This is a genomic window from Schleiferilactobacillus harbinensis DSM 16991 (genome assembly GCF_000425885.1).
Taxonomy (GTDB): domain Bacteria; phylum Bacillota; class Bacilli; order Lactobacillales; family Lactobacillaceae; genus Schleiferilactobacillus; species Schleiferilactobacillus harbinensis.
The window spans coordinates 1-19,467 of sequence record NZ_AUEH01000050.1 but is presented as its reverse complement, the minus strand read 5'-3'; the positions used below and the strand labels follow the sequence as shown (position 1 = coordinate 19,467).

Here is a 19,467-nt window from a genome sequence, read left to right as displayed (position 1 = left end):
CTTTACGACGAAGAAAGCGATTCGATTGTCGACCTTGTATTTGTTGTAACGCCGACCCGCACAAGGTTCCAAATCTACACAGAAAATGTGATAGCCAAGGCCAAGCGCATCTCTATGGGAACGTATGAGATGGCACTAAATCGGTATCCAACTATTCCAGAAGGACCATTTGATTAGGAAAGTTCTTGGATCAAAAATGGCAGCCCCTGCGGACTGCCAAAATCAGTAACTAATTCGCCCCTAATTGGGGAACAACACGAGAACGACCTTTTAATATTTGAGCTGTCCACTTGACGGGGCACCGCCCCGTCTGCGCTTATTTTTTTGCCAAAAAAGCCAGGAACCACGCATGTTTAACGTGATTTCCAGCTTTCAAGTTTCAGAAGGGAGTTAAAATGCTAGTCGCCCGCTATGATTATTTCTCGCTGGTGTTTCAGCCCATCCGCGTCGCCAACGAGGTTGTGTGATCGCATCACAGCATCATCAGCCGCAAATTCTTTGTTAGCATCCGTGATGCTGGGATTGCTCTGCCGGAGTTGGTGGTACACCGCCACTAAACTGGAAAAGTTAAACAGCTCCGAGGAGATACGCGTTGTCAGCCGGCTCTCGTCAAGACGGCGGATAAGAATTTCTGCCTCGTCGAGCAATCGCTTGTGCAGCAAAAGAGCCAGGATGTTGAGCTCGACCTCCGCCGCGCTTTGAGCATTATCTACCATCTTCAGGTATTCTGAAGCGCGCCGGAATATGGATTGGGATATCCGCATCAATTGCTTCGCATCCAAATAGGTGAGAATAAAGCCGACGAGATGGAGCTCATACTGTAACCAGTCTTCCGTATTAAATAGATAGTCAGTAACTAGCTTGATGTCATCAGAGGACGGATCGGGACCATCCAAAATAGCCAGAGCAGCCGCGGCAACGACGGTGTTTAACCGATACTGATCATTAGGATCATCAGCAGCTACAATTTTTTCTTTCTCAGACTGAGCCAATTCTTTAATTCTGGCACTGTTACCAGCCCGCAAGGCGTTGGTGAGTTCTCTGAAGAAAACGATGGACGGTGTCCATAGGTGGCGATTGACCCGGTACAGATACTCAGTCATGTTGATGTTCATGCGATTCAACAGTTTCACTAAGTTTTCCAGGGTGGTCATCACTTCGCCGCGTTCAAACCGGGAAAGCCCAGAGACGGACATGATGCCGGAAGCAACATAATTTATTGTGAGATTTCGGTCTTGCCGCATCTCGCGAACAACAATTCCATACCGTGAATCGAGTGCCATAAAAGTCCTCCTTGTGATGACTAGAAAAATTTTCTGAAATAAAGAGTGGAGATGGTTTCAACAACTATGTAAGTAAACAAACCGTTAATTAAATTGAACTATAGTTGCTGGTCGTCACTGTTGCTGGAGCAAAGCAAAAACCGGGAAACTGGCTCAATCGGTGGATCTGGGCGAATACACAATAGTTGCCAAATGCTTCACGCTGACTGGATACTGTTAAAATCAATTACGGCAATCAGTAATGATGGATAATCAAAGACTGGTAAGCTTCCCAACAAGTCTTTCGCGCTGCTGTTCGATAAATCTGATCTCAGGTGTGAGATGCAGCCGCTGCATACTCGCAATGATCCACCGGAAGGAGTCGTTAGCCTCATCAACGTTGCCGAGCAAATATTGGTAAACGGCCTTCAAGTTTTCAAAGTGAAATGTATGATCTGTAAGGTGACGGGTACCCGGCGTGTGTTCGATACGCTGAATCAAATCACTGGCTTCATCTAGGCGATTGATGCTGAGAAAGATGGCCAAAACGTTCAACACGATTTCGGTGGTTTTTTCATCATTGGCCATAACGTCTTTGTATTTCATCACTTTAGCGAAGATGGTGTCCGCTACATATCCCAACACATCGGGGCCGGCGAAATAGGCAACAAAGCCAGCCAGGTACAAATCATATTGCATCCAGTTAGTGATGCCCAGTAAATAGTCCATGACTGCTGTGACGTTTGCGGCCAGTGGCGGCTGGTCATCGTCAACTAAGCCGACAGCACACTCTGCCGCAATACTATTCAGCCAGTGCTGATCCAACGGACTATTTGGTTCAATAATTGCGGCACGTTCTTCCTCTTGCAGCCGTTTGAGCTCAGTTATGTCAGATTGGGTGACGCCCTTTGTCAATTGATCGAATAAGCGAATGAAAGGCGTCCATTGATAGTGATTGACGTGATACATAAATTCAGCCATGGTGATATTCATTCTATCCAGCATCGGTAAAAACTTTTCAAGGCCAATGGACCCCTCGCCCCGTTCGAATTTACCTAAACCTGACGTAGAAATGATATCGCGGGCGACTTGGTTCATGGACAGGCCGCGCGATTGACGCAGCGTGCGAAAGGTACTGCCGAGTGATGCGGATGCGGGAGCGGGAATGGATGACATGAAAACCTCCAATGGGGATGCGCGGGCGTGAGACGACAATTAGCAACCAGTTTACCGCAAAGCAGAACCGTTCGGCAAGACAGTTGCCAGTAGTGTAATGGGCTTCTATGGCGCAGACCCGTTACAGTGCCGGCAAATTCAATGATGCGGATCGTTGGAGCGGGTAAGCCAGTTTAACTGGATAACCGCGTGAAGAATTAGGAGGTCAATTATGGGAAAAATTGCAAGAACACTGACTATCGCAGGAGCGGTTCTGGGCTTAGCCCTTGTTGCGCCAGCCGCGCCGGCATTAGCGGTCAGCAGTACCAGCACGGGCGTGGTGAATCCGACTAAGGAACAGCCCTGGTACCAACAATATCAAGCGACACCATTAAGTGCCACCATCGACATCAATTATGTGCCGGGCTATGGCGTGGCTGTCTGGACGGCACCGGTTGGGGGTCATACGATCCCTGGCAAGTTGCTGATGACCGGTACGAAGTGGAAGACCGTACGGACGACCAAGGTCAACGGGACTGATTGGTATGACTTGGGCGGCAACCAATGGATTGCCGCGCCGTATGCCCATGTGTACGGTGCACCAAACAGCACCACGGAAATTGCGACCAGCAAGGTAGCGACGATCAACTACGTGCCTGGCTATAGCATCGCCGTTTGGACATCGCCGAACAACGGCACCCGCGTGCCGGGCAAGATGCTTAAACACGGCACTGCTTGGCGGGTCGTGGGCACTTTGAATAACGGTGAACTGTGGTACGACTTAGGCGGCCATCAGTGGATCCAAGCCCGTTACACTAAATAGCGAGACTGAGTACAGTACCGACCGAATAGAAACCAAGACCGTCACTGGTGCGTGGAAAACACCGGTAGCGGTCTATTTTTTACCTGCCAGGGCGGTGTGTTGCGGTGTCATTTTAAAATTATGCCGCAAATGCGGCCAAACATGCTCGTCTGACCAAGCAATGATCACGCCGTTAAAGAGCATCGAAAAGGCAGTTGCCACATTAATTCCCAGCAGCTTGCCGGAGAACGCCCAAGCGATGGCTGTGACGATAATGGGCGGGATGAAATCCACTAACTGTGACGCAGTGGCGTTGCCGTGCAAGTAGCGGAAACGGAGAATGTTGCTGGTGTCATCATTGGGGTGCATGATAATGTTGGCTCGTTGATACAACGAAATGGCGATGCCAAAGGTCATGACACCAAAACAGGAGACAAGTGTCCGGGCGAGCAGCGGCCAACTGCCTATCCCCAGAATGGTGAACAGCCAGGTGAAAATGTTGACGAAATAGCCGTAGAACATGGCGTAGATGACTTCAGCAACGAAGCGCGGGACATCAATATGCCGAATCAGGACTTGATTCGTGGCGGCACTGAACACGCCGCTGACAAAAAGCACGATACCGATGTTCCAGCCCTGCCAGGCACTCAGGTTGACCGCCGCGGCGGTCCAAATCCCGCTGCCCATAGCGCCGACAATACACAAGCCCTGGCCCATGGCATTCAGTAATAGCCCCGTGATCAAGCCAGTCCAGCGTTCTGGTAATGTATTTTTGATATTCACCGCCTCCTTTCGCGACCGGTTACCATTATCTCGGGAGTGGAGAAATAATACAAGCCGAATATCAGCATTTTGATTTTTCCGCCGCCTGTGTTCTGCTGATCGACAGGTCAAGGAGACGAGCCAAATGGATAGTATTGTCACGTGCAATGCCCAGCGTCAGATGCAGATGACTGGCTTGGTATGACATGATGACCTTGTTTTCAGACTAGCGGGCATAGTAAATTGCAGGCGGTGATCATAATGAATTTCAAAGGCATCGAGCAACTGATTAAAGAAATGGCCGATATGGCATCTGTAGCGGACTATATTTCTTACGATACTGGTGTGCCTTTGTTTTTGACGATTATCGTGCAAAATGATGCGGAGACGGGCATCTCTATCCAGTCCTTTCTAGCGCTTGAACGTGTATCGGCCTGCTTAGGCTTCTATGGCACGCCGTTCCAAATGACCCACGAGGCGGCTGCGAAAGACCCGCAGCGGATCATCGCAATTCGTTTCCGTATTCGGAGCCGCGACGTCCGAGTATTAGAGGCAAAAATTCAGTCTGGATATCAAGAGCAAGCACGGCGCTAAAGATGTATAAATAGCAAGCAGGGATATACGCGCTTAAGCCCAGCTAACAGAAAAAACAATCAACACGTTTGATGACCACACACCAGTTGGTAGTCATCGAGCGTGTTGATTGTTTTGGTGGTTTGTGTTTAAGCTTGGCTTAATTGATCCAGATGCACTACCCGGTCATATTGGCGCTGTAACTGCTCAGGGACCTGATGGGCGACTTCAATCAGGGTGTTCGAACTGTGTAAAAACTCTTGATGGACTTGGGCGGCAAGTTTATCGTCCAATGCTGAAGTTGCCTCATCAGCGAGCAAGAATGGACGATTGTAGAGTAAAGCCCGGGCAATCTCAATACGCTGAATCTGACCGCCGGATAGATTTTTTCCGTTTTCAACAATTTGATAATCCAACCCTTTATCTTCAACCAGATCAGTTAAACCGGCTTTCTTTACAGCGCTTTGAATTTGATTCAAAGCAAAGTGATGGCCCAAAGTGATGTTGTACTTTAAAGTATCATTAAAAAGAAAAGGATCTTGCTTCACTAAGCTGAATTGTTTGCGCAATGCCGTCTTGTCAATCTTAGTTGCTGCGGTCTGCCCCAGTTGATAACTGCCATGGACTAAAGGAATTTCACCTTCTAGAACCCGCAAAAAAGTTGATTTACCATAACCGGAAGGCGCCATGATCAAAACCTTTTCACCGGGCTGGATGGTAACGTTGAGATGGTTGAAGACTAGTTTGTGATCAAAAGCAACGCCAGCATCGTGGACCGTCAAAGGGGCGTCCTGAGGAGCAGGAAGACCGGTTGACGCTGGTTGCTGATCAACTTGCTGGGCATGGGTAATCTTGGCCAGAATAGGCTTAGCAGCCCCCCATTGGGTGTACGCATTGACGGAGCGCAATAAGGGATTACTGATATCATTTGATAGCTGCATAACGCCCATAAACTTTGCGATAGAAGACCATCCGAGAATAATGCGGTAAACACCAATGCCAAAGGGGAGCAGCATCGCAAAGATCAAGGCTACCAGCAAGGCCAACGATTGTGACGTGCCAATGGTGAAGTTTAAGTGGAAAAGGCTTTTTTCCAATGATTGGGCGAGTGAATTTGTTCGCTGTTTGACAGCGTCATTAGCTTGATAAGCCCGGGCGGTGTCGAGTCCAGATAAGAAGTCCTTTAGCTGTCCAGTCCAAGAAGCGTTGATTTTCGACCATTGCTTAGAGGCGCCTTTAACCCGTTTTTGCATGACTGTGGTGGCTAATACAGGCATCATATTGCCAACAAGAAAGGCTAAGGTCAGCACCCAGTCAAAGTAAAGCGAACCAACAATCGCGCCGAGGAAAGTGACACCCTGCTCAATAATTGTTAATTCACTCGTCACCCCGTTGGTTTCCAACATCTTCAAATCGTTTGTCATGAAAGAAATTTGCTGACCACTATCCCGCGTGAGCGGTTGTTTATCAACCATGTACTTGATCATGACCGATTTAATAGCGACATTGGTGGATTCAGTAATCGCTGCTTTTAGAATCGCTATAAGCCAAGAGAAGACACCTAGTAATATAAAGATTCCAAGGCCAATAATTGCACTATGGGTAAATTGGCTCAAACTCCGATGGGTCGCGGCAGCCATGAAGCGCGTCACTGTCCAGGCCAACCCAACGTTAGCAATACTGCCTGAAATACAAGCCAGTACATAAAGCAGTAATTGATTTCGCTTACCATATTTCCAGATAATCAAATCGAGGCCCCCTAGATAAGCTTCTGGTGTGAAAAAAAAACGACCCTGCAGTGTCTGCAGAGCCGTTTATCATTCTACACTCTGTATTCTCTAACTATACCACTAAACTGAGCAGCAATACACCGCCCAAGCCAACCACCGAAATAATCGTTTCCAACAACGTCCACGTCAGCAAGGTCTGTTTAATGGTCAAATCAAAGTATTCCCGGAACATCCAGAACCCGGCATCGTTCACGTGGCTGGCGGATAGGGAACCGGCGCCGATGGCTAGGACCATCAGGGCTGGGTTCACGCCGGCACTTTGCATCAAGGGCAGGACCAGGCCCGAGGCGGTCATAGCCGCGACGGTCGCGGAGCCCAGGGCGATCCGCAGGACGACGGCAATCAGCCAGCCGAGGATCAAGGGCGAGATATTGGTTCCCATGAAGAGGTTCTTCACGGAATCGCCGACGCCGCCGTCGATCAGGACTTGTTTGAAGGCCCCGCCGCCGCCGATGACCAGCAGCAGCATAGCGATGGATTTAACGGCTTCTTCCAAGGTGTTCATGATCTGCTTGGAGGCGATCTTGCGGTGCCAGCCCATAGCCCACATCGCAAAGAGCAGAGAAATCAGCATGGCGATACTCGGCGACCCGATGAAGGCGATGATATTATCCAGCGTCCCCGGGTTCTTCGGGGCCACCCCGCCGTGGACGACCATTTGATAGATCGTCGCCACGGCCATCAAAATGACGGGGAAGAGGGAAGTCAGCGTGGATAGGCCGAAACTCGGCGTGTCCGCCAAGTTAAATTCTTTCTGCGGTCCCAGAGCAGACAGGTTGCCCCGGCGTTCGAAGGCGTCCGGGACGATTTTCTTCGCAAAGCGGGAGAACAGCGGCCCGGCAATATAAACGGCGGGGATCGCCACGATAATGCCGTAGGCCAGGACCATCCCGGCCGGGGCGTTCAACGCCGTGGCAATGGCGGTCGGGGCCGGGTGGGGCGGCAGGAAGCCGTGGGTCACGGACAGGGCCGCGGCCATGGGGATCCCCAACGCGAGAATCGGCACGCCGGCCTCGGCCGCGATGGCAAAGATGATCGGGATCAAGAGGACAATGCCGACTTCGAAGAAGAGGGCAATGCCGATGATGAAGGAAGCCAGCACAACGGCGATTTGGATCCGCTTCTTACCGAAGGCGTTGATCAGCGTATGGGCGATCCGGTACGCCCCGCCCGCATCGGCGACCAGTCGGCCGAGCATCGCGCCGAAGCCGAAGACCAGGGCCAACTCCCCCAGTTGACCGCCGATCCCGTTTTGGATACTGGTGGCGATCTTCGCCGGCGGCATGCCCAACCCCAGGGCGACGGCCACGGCGGTGATGATCAGGGCCACGTAGGTGTTCATTTTAAACTTGATAATTAATAGGAGCAGTAAGGCAATACCCAATACTAAGACCAATAATTCCATGTGGCTTCACTCCTTATGGTGATATTAGAAAGGTGTTAATCCTCTGCCGCGATGTGGGCATTCGGGTCGGGATGGGCCCGTTGGAAGTCGGCAATAGCCGCGTATTCTGTGCTCAATTCTCGGGTCAGCCGGATCCAGATCGGCAGCAGCTGCCGGTAGACTGGGAAGACAGCCGGATTGGGCTGGTGGGTATGGGTCACGCCCACCATGTCCTTCACGGCACTGAGGTCATCGATCATCCCCAGACTCTTCATGGCGATGACCGCCGCGCCCAGGGCGGAGCTTTCGAAACTTTCTGGAATATTGACGTCTTGTTCAAAGATATCGGCCAGCATTTGCCGCCACAACGCACTGCGGGCGAAGCCGCCGGTGGCTTGGATGGCCTTGGGCTTGCCGGTGATCCCCTCGATCATCAGCATCACCATGTACAGGTTATAGACGATCCCTTCCAGCGCGGCGCGGACCATATGGGCGCGGGTGTGCTGGCGGGTGAGGCCAAAGAAGCTGCCGCGGGCGTTGGCATCCCAGATCGGTGCCCGTTCGCCGCCCAGGTAAGGGTGGAACAGCAGCCCGTCGGCGCCGGCAGGGATCTTCGACGCAATGGTCGTCAGCAGTTCATAGGAATCAATATCCATCTGTTCGGCGGTGAGTTTTTCCGGGGCAAAAAGCTGATCCCGCACCCAGCGGAAGACGATCCCGCCGTTGTTCACCGGACCGCCAACGACCCAGCGGCCGGGGGCGAGGTAATAAGTGAACAGCCGACCCTGGGGATCGACCACGGGTTTATTGGTGACGACCCGGACTGCGCCGGAGGTGCCGATAGTAACGGCTAAGACCCCGGGATCAATCGCGTTGACCCCCAGGTTGCTCAGTGTCCCGTCGCTGGCGCCCAGAATGAATGGGGTAGCCGGGTCGATGCCGATGACATCGGCATAGGCGGCCTTCATGCCGGTGAGCTGATAAGTGGTATCCACCAGTTCCGGCAATTGGTCCCGGGATACATGGGTCACGGCCAGGGCCTGGTCGTCCCAATCCATCGTGTGGATATTGAATAGGCCAGTGGCGTTAGCCAGGGAGTAATCTTGGACATAGCGGCCATATAAGCGGTGCAGGATATAGTCCTTGATGCCGATAAAGTGGGTCGTTTGCTGGATCAAATCCGGGTGTTCGGCATTCAGCCACAGCAATTTCACCATTGGGGACATGGGGTGGGTGGGCACACCGGTATTTTTGAACAGCTGCATGCCCAGCCCGTTTTCTTTCAATTCCGTCGCGTACTTGGCGGCCCGATTATCGGCCCAGGTGATCACCCGGGTCAGCGGTTTGTCGTTGGCGTCCATCAAGATCAAACTGTGCATGGCGGCGGAGAAAGACACGCCAGCCAGTTCTCCGGGCTGCACGTGGCCGCGGCGGATGACGGCGGTGAGGCCGGCGATCGTGGCGTCGAAGATTTCTTCCGGGTCTTCCTCGGCCATGTCCGGGGTGTCCTGATACAGCGGATAGGGATTATTGACGCTGGTCACGACCTGACCCTGGGTATTGAAAAGAACGACTTTGGTGCTGGTGGTGCCGAGATCGACACCGATGAGATATGTTGCCATAAATGAAGGCTCCTTCCTATCCTACTGCGGGTCCACCGCGTGGCCGCCGAATTGGTTGCGCAATGCGGCGACGACCTTGCCGGTCATGGCGTCGGGTTCTTCCGAGCGGTAGCGGGCCATGAGGGCGGCGCTGATCGCGGGGGTCGGGACGTGCAGGCGGATGGCTTCTTCCACCGTCCAGGCCCCTTCGCCGGAAGAATGCATCACACCCTTGATGGCGCTGAGTTCCGGATCGGTGCTGAAGGCGTTTTGCGCTAATTCCATCAGCCAGCTGCGGATCACGGAGCCATGGTTCCACATCTTGGTGACAGCGGCGTTGTCATAATCGTAGCCGCTCTTCGCCAGGACCTCGAAGCCTTCGCCGATGGCTTGCATCATGCCGTATTCAATACCGTTGTGGACCATTTTGAGAAAATGACCGCTGCCGGCCGGGCCGGTGTAGAGGTAGCCGTCGGTTTCCGCGATGGCTTGAAACAGCGGCGCGATGCGGGGGAAGACGTCCGCTTCGCCGCCGATCATGAAGTTGCCGTTTTGCCGGGCACCGGCCATGCCGCCGGAGGTGCCGGCATCAAAGAAATGAATGCCCTGGGCGGTCAATGCCGCCGCCCGGCGCCGGGAATCTTGATAGTACGAATTGCCCCCATCAATGACGATGTCGTCCGGGTTGAGCAATTCCGCCAGAGTGCTGATCGTTTGTTCCGTAGGGGTACCGGCGGGGACCATGACCCAGATCGTGCGCGGCGGGGCCAGAGCAGCCACCAAGTCTTTCAGTGAAGCTGCCGCTCTGGCGCCGTATTCCGTGACGGTGGTGCGGGCCGCTGCGTTCAAATCGTAGGCGACGACGTCAATGTCGTGATCCCGCATATTCTGGACCAGATTCATTCCCATTTTTCCTAAGCCGATCATGCCAATATCCATGATTAAGTTTCCTCCTCGAAGCGTTTTCTTAACTGCTGGGGCTAGTATATGCAAAATATTTCCATAAATCAAGTGCCAGGCTTGTAAATTATTTTAAAAGACGTCTCGTTATGCTATAATCGCGCTGAGAGGTGGGAGCGATGATGCAGCATTTTGCCTTGCAGTTGAAGACCTATAAGCCGCGGTTGAGCGGTCAAGAGAAACGGCTGGCGGATTATTTGCTGGCCCATCAGAGCGCGGCCAGCCAGCTATCGATCTCGCAATTGGCGGCGCAAACCGGCGTGTCCACGGCGACGATTTCTCGGTTTGCCAAGGCGCTGGGTTACGATAACTTTCAAGCCCTGCGTTTAGCTTTGGCCCAAGCGCCGGCGGGCGCGGAACAGCCGCTGTTCCAGGAATTCGCGCCGACGGACGATGTGCCGGCCATGGCCCGCAAGATTTTTGCGGCCAACGTGGATGCCCTGCAAGCGACCAGTGCCAATCTGGATGCGGGGGCGCTGACGGCGGCGGTCGATCTGCTGATTCACGCCGCGCACATCGGCTTGTACGGTTTGGGGGCCAGCAATATCGTCGCCTTGGATGGCTACCATAAGTTTCTGCGCACGGCGATGGCGGTGTTTTACGCCACGGATTATCATATGCAGCTGATGAGCATGACCCACTTGCAGCCAACGGATGCCGCGGTGGTGATCTCCCATTCCGGGGAAGACCGGGACGCGATTGCGCTGGCCCAAATTGCCCAGGATCATCAGGTACCCTTGATCGTGATCACCGGCGCGCCCCACAGTCAGCTGGCCAAGATGGCCCAGGTGGTGCTGGTGGCGGTGGCGGAAGAATCCAAGTACCGGCCCGAGGCGCTGCATGCTCTGATTGCAGAAATGACCCTGATGGATACACTGTTTATGATCAGTGCTATCCGCACCGGCAGTCAGACCGCCCCCTTATTCCAAGAAGTGCGCGGCGTCATTGATGCCACCCGGCGGCCGACGCCCTAAATACGCCTTTGCTCACCCGATGTCAATTTCAATAACCCTTGTGATGGAAACGTGAAAATGAAGGGCTTTGGCTCTTGTGAAATTCAAGAACAGGGTGTTATGCTTGGCAATGGGAAGATAATCACAAGGATTTGGCCCACGTCCAGGCTGGGGGCTTGATCGCGGTGCCGCACCTTTCGACACGCAAAGAAGCACTGCTTCCATGGGGGAGGCAGTGCTTCTTTTGTTGATTCTAGATTGGCCCGGACTGGGCCGGCGCAGCGCTAGGTAGGGCGGCCGCCGCTGCTTTGTGGAGAGTGTGTGTGGTTTCTACGGCGGCCGCGAGACATTTTTTGAAAAAAGGGCCTCGCAGTAGTGGGGCTACCACGAGGCTAGGGGTTTGGGAGGATTTGGGATAAATTGCTCCTCGGAACAACTATATAGTAACAAGTAATTCGTGTTTTTAAACTTCAAAATCCCACTCACAAATTACAAATTTTGGCGACAATGTGGGAAAGACTACCAGCCGCCGGAGAATCCGCCGCCCCCAGAGGAACCGCCGCCGAAGCCACCGCCGAAACTGCCGCCGTCACTAGAGCCGCCGCCTCCGCCGGAGGAACCGCCGCCCCAGAAACCGCCAAAGGGACCAGAATCGTCATGGTGGTGATCATTTCCTGCCATTAACAGGGCTAAAATGGCGTAAAACTCCATATCGTTAGCCCGGTTCAGCCGATCCAGATTACTGCCGGATAAATCGTTCAAGTGATCCAGGAAAACGGCGCGATCCGGGACCTTCTCAGGATGGTCTTCGGCCAATTGCTGGAACCGCTGGCGCACGTTCAGCCGCACCGCTTGGTCTTTGATGACAGCGGTAAGGCGCCGGGCGACCACGTCGCTGGGTTTATCCAAATCGACTGCGTCGCTGACGGCGGTAACCACCGCGGCGATCGAGACTTGCAGCTCAGGGTGGGCGCCCATGTATTGGCTCACTGCCTGGGCAATCATATGCTGGTTGCTGGCCCGCTGCTGTTCTCGCTGGGCGAGATGTTCCTGCATCGCCGTCAACAAATTGGCCATGGTGAAGTGGGGAATCAGCGGGGCCAGATCCATATCGCTGATGATGTCGTCATAATCCAGCGGTTGGCCGGTCGCTGGGGTGCGGCCGGGCCGGGCAATGTTCAGATAATTCAAGACAACGTTTTGATCCGCGTATTCCAGCATTTCATCATCGTCGGCCCGGGGGTCCAAGCCCGCACTCTTCACCGCGTGCCAGGTATCTACGCCATGGAAGTAAGGGGCCAAGACGTTATTGTACCGGTTCTTGGTCAGGGCCAAGAAATGCCGGCGCCGACGCCAGGCCTTGACCATGTACCACAGAATACCCAAAAGGATCAACAGGACCGCCAGAGCACCTAGAATCAGCCAAAAGGTGGACCAGAAGCGTTTCTTAGCGGCATCCTGCTGGCGCCGTTCGGTGATTTGGAGCGGTGTGTCCAAGGTCGCGGATTGCAGCTTGCGGGTTAGCCGTTCGCTGATCTTGGTGATCGCCGCGTCGTAGTCCTGATTCTTCAGATCCTGGGTGACATCGTTAGTGATGATGTCTTCTTTGATACTGTCGGTGATCACCGGTTCCAGGCCGTAGCCGACTTCCAAGTGGTACTTGTGATCGTCGACGGCGATCAGGAAGAGCAGACCGTTGTCCCAGCCCTTGTGGCCGATGCCCCATTTCTGGAATAATTCAGCCCCTTGCTCCTCTATATCGCTGCCGCTGGGAATGTGTTTCTCCGTGATGACGGCATATTGCGGCTTGCCCTTGAGCTTGCTCAATTGGTTATTTGAAATATCGTTAATGTAATCCTTGGTTTTGGTGCTCAACACACCGGCGTTATCTTCAACGTAGATCTCATCAGCCGCGCGGGCCGGGGCCGCTGTTTGGGCGGCCAAGCCGACCAGCAGCAGGGCGGCGATCAGGAGGAGCAGCCGGCCCAGCCAGCGTCTGGCAAAATGATGGTCATGCATGGTCTGCACACCGTCCTTTCTTTGCCCGCGAATCAGACAAATTCGTCATAGATGATCTCGACTAACTGCTTGCGCCGGGCAATATTCAAGCCGCTCACCGGTTGGGTGAGGATCTTGCGGTATTCGTCCAGTACGTCCTCCCGCAACGGGGTGAAGTTGTGGAGATCCTCGATCACCGCGTCGGCATCGGGGGCGTCGCCCAAATCGACAAACAGCTCCATTTTGTTCAAGACATCGTGGAGCAGGTCGGTCAGGACCGCGTTGGGTTTGCCCGTGGGATCGGTCATCACGACCACGGGGGAGGTCAGGGGCTGGTGATCAATTTGAATCATTTTCAGCATATCGAATACAGTCATTCAATCGTCTTCTTTCTACCGGGAATGGGAATGCCTACATTCTACCAAAATAACGCGTTCAGTGCTCAGCTTACGGGTTATAAGACGCCATGGGTGGTTTTCATCCAGTGGTCATCCCGGCGCAGGTAATGGCCGAGGGCCTGAATGGTGATGGGCAGGGCCAGGGCCGCGGCGACGGGCAAGGACCAAAATAAACCCCAGGCGGCCCGCCAGCCGCCCTGGGTCATCCGGGCATAGAGGCCGATGTAGAAAAGATATTCCAGCAGCATCAGCGCTAAAATCACCACGATGGCCCAGTTCGGCCGGCCGGTCTGCCACCAGGCCAGCAACTGCCAGCCGGCGGTGAACAGACTGCCAGCCAGAAGCAGCAGCCCGGTGAGGGGCAAGGCCATGAACCAGTGCATTTCTAACTTGCTGCTGAGCCGCAGCTGCTGGCTGTGCCAGACCTCCCGGCTGAACAGCTTCGCCACTTGCAGGCCGCCGGTAGCCCAGCGGACCCGCTAGCGGAAGTAAGTGCGCAGGGTGAGCGTGGGTTCTTGGCGCACTCGGGCGGTCATTAAATAGGCCGTGGGGTAACCGGCGAGGAGCAGGCGGGTCGAAATCTCAAAATCCTCCAGCAGGGTCGTGCCCCACTGGATCCGGGCCAAGGCGGTCAACCGGAAGAACTGGCCGTTGCCGCTGCCGGCCACATCGCCCAAATGACTGCGCAGATTCTGGGTCAGGGCATTGAGCACGGAAAACTCAAAATCCTGGACCCGGGCCAGCCAGTGGTCTGTGCCCAGCACCGCGACGCCGGTTTGAACCATGGCGATGGCCGGATCGCCAGCAAAATAGTCGGCCACTTGCTGCAAGTCGGCGGCGCTGATCTCGCCATCGGCGTCCAGGACGCCGACCACAGTGCGGGCCGGATCGTGGAGTGCATGATGGCGGATGTAGGCCAATGCGGTGTTCAGCGCGCGGCCCTTGCCCCGGCCGCCGACATCCGGCCGGCGGTACAGGACGTGGATATTGGGATGACGCTTGGCCGCCTGCGTCAGCAAGTCGTTGGTGCTGTCCGCGCTGCCGTCTTCCACCACCACCAGGTGCAGCCGACCGTATGCCAAGGACCATTGCAGGCGGGTGAAGCGTTCCACCGCGGCCTGAACAATGGCCTCTTCATCGTGCATGGGCATCAGTAAGAAAATATCCTGGGGCCGGGCCGCTGCCGGACCTTGGGGCCGCGGGGGCACCCGCAGGGCGAGCAGCACCACGTTCATGAGCATCCCAGCAATGGCGATGCTCCAGAAAATGGTAAAAACGATCACCAGCAAACTCATTCGTTCGCTTGGGCGGCCGCCTTAGTTTGGGCCGGTGCGGCCAGGGTCAGCGCCTCCGGCAAAGTATCCGCCGCGCCAGTGGCAATATAATCCACCGACAGGTCCCGGTTGGTGATCTTACCCAAGGCCTGCTGATCCGCCATGGTGGCGACCAATAATTGGGTCCACGGGGTGTCTTGCAGCGCCTTTTTCACCGGCGCCGGTTTAGTCGTGATTTGGCTGAAGTAGGGCAGTTCCTGATCGGCGTAATCAGCGGCCAGGCGAGTAAAGATCGGATCGCTGGGATCACCGATGACGAACAATTCCGGATGCTGCTTCCAGAAGGCCGCCAGCCACCAGTAGGCCAGATCGTGGGTACTGTTGAAGACGGTATACAGTAAGCCGTTGGTATCGAACATTTGAATATTGTCGACTTTTTCATCCACATAATGGAAGGAAAGGACCAGGGTGCCTTCGATCCGGTAGTAGTCCACCTGCTGCATGGTACCATCCTTGGCAAAAGTGGTGGTGCGGGACAACTGGCCGTGTTCGTTGAATTCCGAGCGTTTGGACAGATGCTCTTCGGAGTAATAGTCGATCTGGTTGATGTGGTCCGCGTCCCGATAAGTCACGTGCATCAAGTGCTGGTCATGATCGTAAATATCCCGGGTACGGCGGCCGTCAGACCAGACGGAGCGCCAATGGTCATTGTCCGGAATGGTCATTTGCTGGGCGGTATTCGGAGCACTCTTTTGCAATTCGGTGAAGAGATTGTAGACCGTCGGGGTGTGCAGGTCGTGCTTGGCGGCCCAAGTTTGAATGTGGTCGGCTAAGTCGGGGTCATAGCCGTAGCTGATCAAAATGGCCGGATGCTTCAGGTGTGCTTCCAGATATTGGAAAATTGCCACCATGTCCTGTTCCTGGGCAGCACCGAAATCAGAGGCCAGGACGCCGTATTGGTGGTTGTCGTGGAGCTGGAAGAGCCGGATCAAGTGGTCTGTGTTAAAAATATGCTGAATATCGTCTTGAATCGCGGCGAGATCCCGTTGACGCGCCTCAAACTGAGCCACGATCGTTTGAGGCTGCTGTTTGGCCGCTTTTTCCTGGGTCTGGAGGGTATTCAATTGGGCGTGCCGATCGCGCTTGGCTTGGTCCAGCTTTTGCTCGATCTGCCGGGTCTGCTGGTCGTTTTCGGTGGACTTGCGGTTTGCCGCAGTCAAACCGTCCTGGGTGTTGGCCAGCTCATCCTGCAACCGGGTACCCTTTTCTTGCAGCTGGGCGGCTTCTTTGGTGAGAGTCTCCGCCTGGGTGTGCAGCGCAAATACCTCGTCCTTATTTTTCTCAATGATCTGGACGACGGCCACCAGATCGGCTTCACCCTTGATCTCGGCCGCTAATTTGGCATTGTCGGCCCGGTTCTTCTGCTGGGCCGCGGCGTTGTCCTTGATCGCTTGATCATTGTCGTCAACGCTCTTTTGCAGCGTCGTCACCTGCTGCTCCAGGTTCGTGATCTGTTTTTGCAGCGCGGCTTTGGCCTGGGCCAAGTCCGTGAGCTGACTGTGCAGGGCCGCGTCATCCTGGGCTTGCAAGTCCTTTTGCTGCTGAGCAATATCCGCCAGTTGGACGGTGATCCGCTTTTCCCGGGCGCTGACCTCCCGCAGGGTCTGTTTGATCACGTCCCGCTGGGCAAACATCTTGGTCTGGAGTTCCTGACGCAACCCTTGGTACTGCGTCGCCAGCCCCTTGAGCTGGCCCTTCAGCCGATCAATGGCAGCCGGCAGATCAGCGGCGGGCGTTGGCGCGGGTGCCGGTGCTGCCGCCGTTGCGGCGGCCGTGACGGTTTCTGGCACTGCACTCGCCGGCGCCGCGGCGGATTCCGGCTGTGCTGGATCCGGCTGGTCCGGTTCTTGTTTATTAACGCTGAGCAGTGTGGTCAGCGCCGATTGTTCTGTCTTGTCCTTGCTTTTGAATAATCTCATGATTAGCCCCCCGTGCACACGACGATAGTCTCCCCTACATTGTACAAGAGATAGACAGAAATTGGTAAACTTCTTTTGCAATTCTGATTTGGCTGGCCGGACTGCTTTGGCAGATGTTTTTAAAAAAATGAAGCCGTTTTCGGGTCAACTGATTGACACAGTCGATGAACGTGTTAAAATTGGACTAGACCAGTAAGGACGATTAAAACGACTACATTTTTTTGAAAAGGGGCATTATTGATGAATATTATTACGGTGAAGGACGCACAAGAAGGCGGCCAAAAAGCCTTCAACATCTTTAAGGAAGCATTGGCGGACAACGCCAAGGTCTTTGGCTTAGCCACGGGCTCCACACCGATCACGTTGTACGAGGCATTGACTGCTTCGGATCTGGATTTCTCGGATAAGACTTCCATCAACTTGGATGAATACGTTGGCTTGGCCCCGGATAATCCGCAATCTTATCACTACTTCATGCAACAGCACCTATTTAATAAGAAGCCGTTTGCGACCAGCTATGTGCCGGACGGCTTGGCGACGGATGCAGATGCAGAAACACAACGCTATGACGACATCATTGCCGCCAACCCCATTGACTTGCAGATTCTGGGGATCGGTCGTAACGGCCACATCGGTTTCAACGAACCCGGCTCTCCGCTGACCGGCAAGACGCACAAGGTGCCGCTGACGCAATCCACGATCGACGCCAACGCCCGGTTCTTCGAAAACGAAGAGGACGTACCGCGCTTCGCCTATTCCATGGGGATCGGCTCCATCATGACAGCCAAGCACATTCTGTTAATGGCGTATGGTGAAAATAAGGCCGATGCTATCCAGAAGATGGTCGAGGGCCCCGTCACCAATCATGTACCGGCCAGCGCTCTGCAAAACCACAACAATGTCACGATCATTGTGGACGAAGCGGCCGCCAGCAAGCTGAGCAAGTAACCGATTAATTTGAGAAAAGGGGCTGCGGCCTCTTTTTTTTGCGTTTGACAAGGCGAGGATAATGAACGGTGAGGTGATTACATATGGCAAAAACAGTGAAGATTGGCAAGAGTGACGTTGTGTCCACACCGCTAGGCTTAGGCACCAATAAGGTCGGCGGCCACAACTTGTTCCCGAATTTGATCGATGAACAGGGGGCGGAAGTCGTCCGGGCGGCGCTGGATAACGGCATTCAAATGCTGGATACGGCCTTTATGTACGGGCTGGGCCGGTCCGAAGAGATCATCGGCAACGTGATCAAGGACTATGACCGCCACCAGATCGTGCTGGCGACGAAGGCCGCCCAGGATCCGCACCAAGAGTTGAAACCGAATAATCAGCCCCAGTTTTTGACGAAGGCGGTGGATGATGCGCTGCTGCGGTTACGGACTGATTACATTGATGTTTTCTATATCCATTTTCCAGACAAAGATACCCCGAAGTACGAAGCCGTTGGGGCGTTGGAAAAAGCCAAGGAAGCCGGCAAGATTCGGGCCATCGGGGTGTCTAATTTCTCCCTGGACCAGATCAAGGAGGCTAACCAGGATAACTACGTGGATATTGTCGAAGGCAAGTACAGCCTGATCCACCGCGACGCGGAACAGGGTGATTTTGCTTACTTGAAAGCCAACGACATTTCCTTTGTCCCGTATGAACCGCTGGCGCTGGGCTTGTTAACCGGCAAGTATAAAGACGCCAAGGCCTTTGGCGAAGGTGACTGGCAATACGACCATGATTCCGCGAACTTCAGCGGCGATCGCTTCTACCAGAATGTCGCCGCAGTGGAGAAGATCCGGCCGATTGCCGACCGGCACAATGTCTCTGTCGCCGATGTCTTCTTGGCGTGGTACATGGCTAACCCGAATATCAGCGTCGTGATTCCGGGCGCGCGCAAGCCGGAGCAGGTCGTGGAGAATGCTAAGGCGTTGGATTTGCGGTTGAGTGCGGATGAGTATCAATTGATTGATGAGACGTTTAAGGCTTAGAAAAGCCACCAAGATTTTTCTTTGCAATGGTCGAACGCACTAACGGAGTTGCTGAAAAGCAGTGCTGTTAGTGCGTTTTTTTGGATATTATCAGGATACTGATAAGGGGTTTACTAAAAATAACCGGACGGGTAGAATAGGCCATAATAATTAGGAAACAGAAACATTTCTGGTGCAGAACCTTAGCTGTTGCTAATCTAAGGAGGGACTTCCACGAAAACAGGTCTGAAGTTTGCAAATAATTTGTCCGCACACAAGGCTGGCTAGGACTATTCTCCTTGGGAAGGTGATCATTAAGGATGAAAAGAAGACTGTACCTGATTCGAACGAAGCCGTTGGAAGCTTTTGGGTTAATGACTGAAACTTGAAAGCCCGAAAGTGCACTGATGCCTTGGTAATTGTGAGATGGCGGCGGGAATGATCTTGTTTTTGTCAGATTCCCAATAGGTCGACAAGATTCTTCGGAAGAAAACTGACAAAATGGTCAACGATGTTATTTATTACTTCCTCTGCCGTGCCCACTAAAGTGGCTCCCAGTGTGGATAGTGCCTTCAGAAGCCATGCCAGTGCTTGCGTTACTGCAATGTCTGGCATGACTTCATT

At 54.0% G+C, this 19,467-nt stretch carries 17 protein-coding genes; 5 read left to right on the top strand and 12 right to left on the bottom strand.

Features of this window, described 5'->3' with window-relative positions:
- Positions 1–398: 398 nt before the first annotated feature.
- Together H627_RS0112950 and H627_RS19455 are read right to left on the bottom strand one after the other, a co-directional pair.
- A complete protein-coding gene (locus tag H627_RS0112950) occupies positions 399–1,283 on the bottom strand; it encodes an Rgg family transcriptional regulator (RefSeq protein ID WP_027829293.1) in 885 nt (294 codons plus the stop codon).
- Between the two features lie 252 nt (positions 1,284–1,535).
- The gene (locus H627_RS19455) at positions 1,536–2,438 is read right to left on the bottom strand and encodes an Rgg/GadR/MutR family transcriptional regulator (RefSeq protein ID WP_027829292.1); all 903 of its coding nucleotides are present in this window, start codon (positions 2,436–2,438) and stop codon (positions 1,536–1,538) included.
- Positions 2,439–2,649: 211 nt separating this feature from the next.
- Here H627_RS19455 and H627_RS19450 point away from each other — a divergent pair, with 211 nt between their 5' ends.
- Positions 2,650–3,240: an SLAP domain-containing protein gene (locus tag H627_RS19450; RefSeq protein WP_051225434.1), complete on the top strand. Its 591-nt coding sequence runs from the start codon at positions 2,650–2,652 to the stop codon at positions 3,238–3,240.
- A gap of 72 nt (positions 3,241–3,312) precedes the next feature.
- Here H627_RS19450 and H627_RS0112935 read toward each other — a convergent pair whose 3' ends face one another.
- A complete protein-coding gene (locus H627_RS0112935; RefSeq protein WP_027829291.1) occupies positions 3,313–3,960 on the bottom strand; it encodes a DUF6198 family protein in 648 nt (215 codons plus the stop codon).
- 282 nt (positions 3,961–4,242) lie between these two features.
- On the opposite strand from H627_RS0112935, the gene H627_RS0112930 reads away from it, so the two are divergent.
- On the top strand, positions 4,243–4,575 hold the full coding sequence (locus H627_RS0112930; RefSeq protein ID WP_027829290.1) for a hypothetical protein: 333 nt from the start codon (positions 4,243–4,245) through the stop codon (positions 4,573–4,575).
- Positions 4,576–4,703: 128 nt separating this feature from the next.
- Here the strand turns inward: H627_RS0112930 and H627_RS0112925 are convergent, their stop codons facing one another.
- The 4 genes from H627_RS0112925 to gnd form a co-directional block, all read right to left on the bottom strand.
- Positions 4,704–6,302 carry an ATP-binding cassette domain-containing protein gene (locus tag H627_RS0112925; protein ID WP_027829289.1) on the bottom strand — a complete coding sequence of 533 codons (1,599 nt, stop codon included), beginning with the start codon at positions 6,300–6,302 and terminating at the stop codon, positions 4,704–4,706.
- A gap of 94 nt (positions 6,303–6,396) precedes the next feature.
- The gene (locus tag H627_RS0112920; RefSeq protein ID WP_027829288.1) at positions 6,397–7,749 is read right to left on the bottom strand and encodes a gluconate:H+ symporter; all 1,353 of its coding nucleotides are present in this window, start codon (positions 7,747–7,749) and stop codon (positions 6,397–6,399) included.
- Positions 7,750–7,784: 35 nt separating this feature from the next.
- A complete protein-coding gene (gene gntK / locus H627_RS0112915; protein WP_027829287.1) occupies positions 7,785–9,350 on the bottom strand; it encodes a gluconokinase in 1,566 nt (521 codons plus the stop codon).
- Positions 9,351–9,371: 21 nt separating this feature from the next.
- The gene (gene gnd / locus H627_RS0112910) at positions 9,372–10,268 is read right to left on the bottom strand and encodes a phosphogluconate dehydrogenase (NAD(+)-dependent, decarboxylating) (RefSeq protein ID WP_027829286.1); all 897 of its coding nucleotides are present in this window, start codon (positions 10,266–10,268) and stop codon (positions 9,372–9,374) included.
- A gap of 143 nt (positions 10,269–10,411) precedes the next feature.
- Between gnd and H627_RS0112905 the strand changes: the two genes are divergently transcribed.
- Positions 10,412–11,263, top strand: coding sequence for a MurR/RpiR family transcriptional regulator (locus H627_RS0112905; RefSeq protein ID WP_027829285.1), 852 nt, complete (start codon positions 10,412–10,414; stop codon positions 11,261–11,263).
- Between the two features lie 498 nt (positions 11,264–11,761).
- Here the strand turns inward: H627_RS0112905 and H627_RS19445 are convergent, their stop codons facing one another.
- The 5 genes from H627_RS19445 to H627_RS0112880 all read right to left on the bottom strand — a co-directional run bounded on the left by H627_RS19445 (position 11,762) and on the right by H627_RS0112880 (position 16,891).
- A complete protein-coding gene (locus tag H627_RS19445; protein ID WP_152319409.1) occupies positions 11,762–13,261 on the bottom strand; it encodes a TPM domain-containing protein in 1,500 nt (499 codons plus the stop codon).
- 32 nt (positions 13,262–13,293) lie between these two features.
- Positions 13,294–13,617 (bottom strand): hypothetical protein, encoded by a 324-nt coding sequence (locus tag H627_RS0112895; RefSeq protein WP_027829284.1) that lies wholly within the window; start codon positions 13,615–13,617, stop codon positions 13,294–13,296.
- 77 nt (positions 13,618–13,694) lie between these two features.
- Positions 13,695–14,087 (bottom strand): hypothetical protein, encoded by a 393-nt coding sequence (locus H627_RS0112890; RefSeq protein WP_027829283.1) that lies wholly within the window; start codon positions 14,085–14,087, stop codon positions 13,695–13,697.
- Positions 14,088–14,117: 30 nt separating this feature from the next.
- The gene (locus H627_RS0112885; protein ID WP_162143240.1) at positions 14,118–14,921 is read right to left on the bottom strand and encodes a glycosyltransferase; all 804 of its coding nucleotides are present in this window, start codon (positions 14,919–14,921) and stop codon (positions 14,118–14,120) included.
- Positions 14,922–14,929: 8 nt separating this feature from the next.
- Positions 14,930–16,891, bottom strand: a complete 1,962-nt coding sequence (locus H627_RS0112880) for a coiled-coil domain-containing protein (protein ID WP_027829281.1) — start codon at positions 16,889–16,891, stop codon at positions 14,930–14,932.
- A 240-nt stretch (positions 16,892–17,131) separates the two neighbouring features.
- Between H627_RS0112880 and nagB the strand changes: the two genes are divergently transcribed.
- Both nagB and H627_RS0112870 read left to right on the top strand, forming a co-directional pair.
- A complete protein-coding gene (gene nagB, locus H627_RS0112875) occupies positions 17,132–17,839 on the top strand; it encodes a glucosamine-6-phosphate deaminase (RefSeq protein WP_027829280.1) in 708 nt (235 codons plus the stop codon).
- Between the two features lie 83 nt (positions 17,840–17,922).
- On the top strand, positions 17,923–18,864 hold the full coding sequence (locus tag H627_RS0112870) for an aldo/keto reductase (protein WP_027829279.1): 942 nt from the start codon (positions 17,923–17,925) through the stop codon (positions 18,862–18,864).
- Positions 18,865–19,467 lie beyond the last annotated feature (603 nt).

What these genes read in the sequence shown, in the direction of transcription:
- H627_RS0112870 (WP_027829279.1), top strand. Translation starts at nt 17,923, where the DNA reads ATGGCAAAAACAGTGAAGATTGGCAAGAGTGACGTTGTGTCCACACCG.
- H627_RS0112895 (WP_027829284.1), bottom strand. Translation starts at nt 13,617, where the DNA reads ATGACTGTATTCGATATGCTGAAAATGATTCAAATTGATCACCAGCCC.
- H627_RS0112880 (WP_027829281.1), bottom strand. Translation starts at nt 16,891, where the DNA reads ATGAGATTATTCAAAAGCAAGGACAAGACAGAACAATCGGCGCTGACC.
- H627_RS0112905 (WP_027829285.1), top strand. Translation starts at nt 10,412, where the DNA reads ATGCAGCATTTTGCCTTGCAGTTGAAGACCTATAAGCCGCGGTTGAGC.
- gnd (WP_027829286.1), bottom strand. Translation starts at nt 10,268, where the DNA reads ATGGATATTGGCATGATCGGCTTAGGAAAAATGGGAATGAATCTGGTC.
- H627_RS0112950 (WP_027829293.1), bottom strand. Translation starts at nt 1,283, where the DNA reads ATGGCACTCGATTCACGGTATGGAATTGTTGTTCGCGAGATGCGGCAA.
- nagB (WP_027829280.1), top strand. Translation starts at nt 17,132, where the DNA reads ATGAATATTATTACGGTGAAGGACGCACAAGAAGGCGGCCAAAAAGCC.
- H627_RS0112920 (WP_027829288.1), bottom strand. Translation starts at nt 7,749, where the DNA reads ATGGAATTATTGGTCTTAGTATTGGGTATTGCCTTACTGCTCCTATTA.
- H627_RS0112930 (WP_027829290.1), top strand. Translation starts at nt 4,243, where the DNA reads ATGAATTTCAAAGGCATCGAGCAACTGATTAAAGAAATGGCCGATATG.
- H627_RS19450 (WP_051225434.1), top strand. Translation starts at nt 2,650, where the DNA reads ATGGGAAAAATTGCAAGAACACTGACTATCGCAGGAGCGGTTCTGGGC.
- H627_RS19445 (WP_152319409.1), bottom strand. Translation starts at nt 13,261, where the DNA reads ATGCATGACCATCATTTTGCCAGACGCTGGCTGGGCCGGCTGCTCCTC.
- gntK (WP_027829287.1), bottom strand. Translation starts at nt 9,350, where the DNA reads ATGGCAACATATCTCATCGGTGTCGATCTCGGCACCACCAGCACCAAA.
- H627_RS19455 (WP_027829292.1), bottom strand. Translation starts at nt 2,438, where the DNA reads ATGTCATCCATTCCCGCTCCCGCATCCGCATCACTCGGCAGTACCTTT.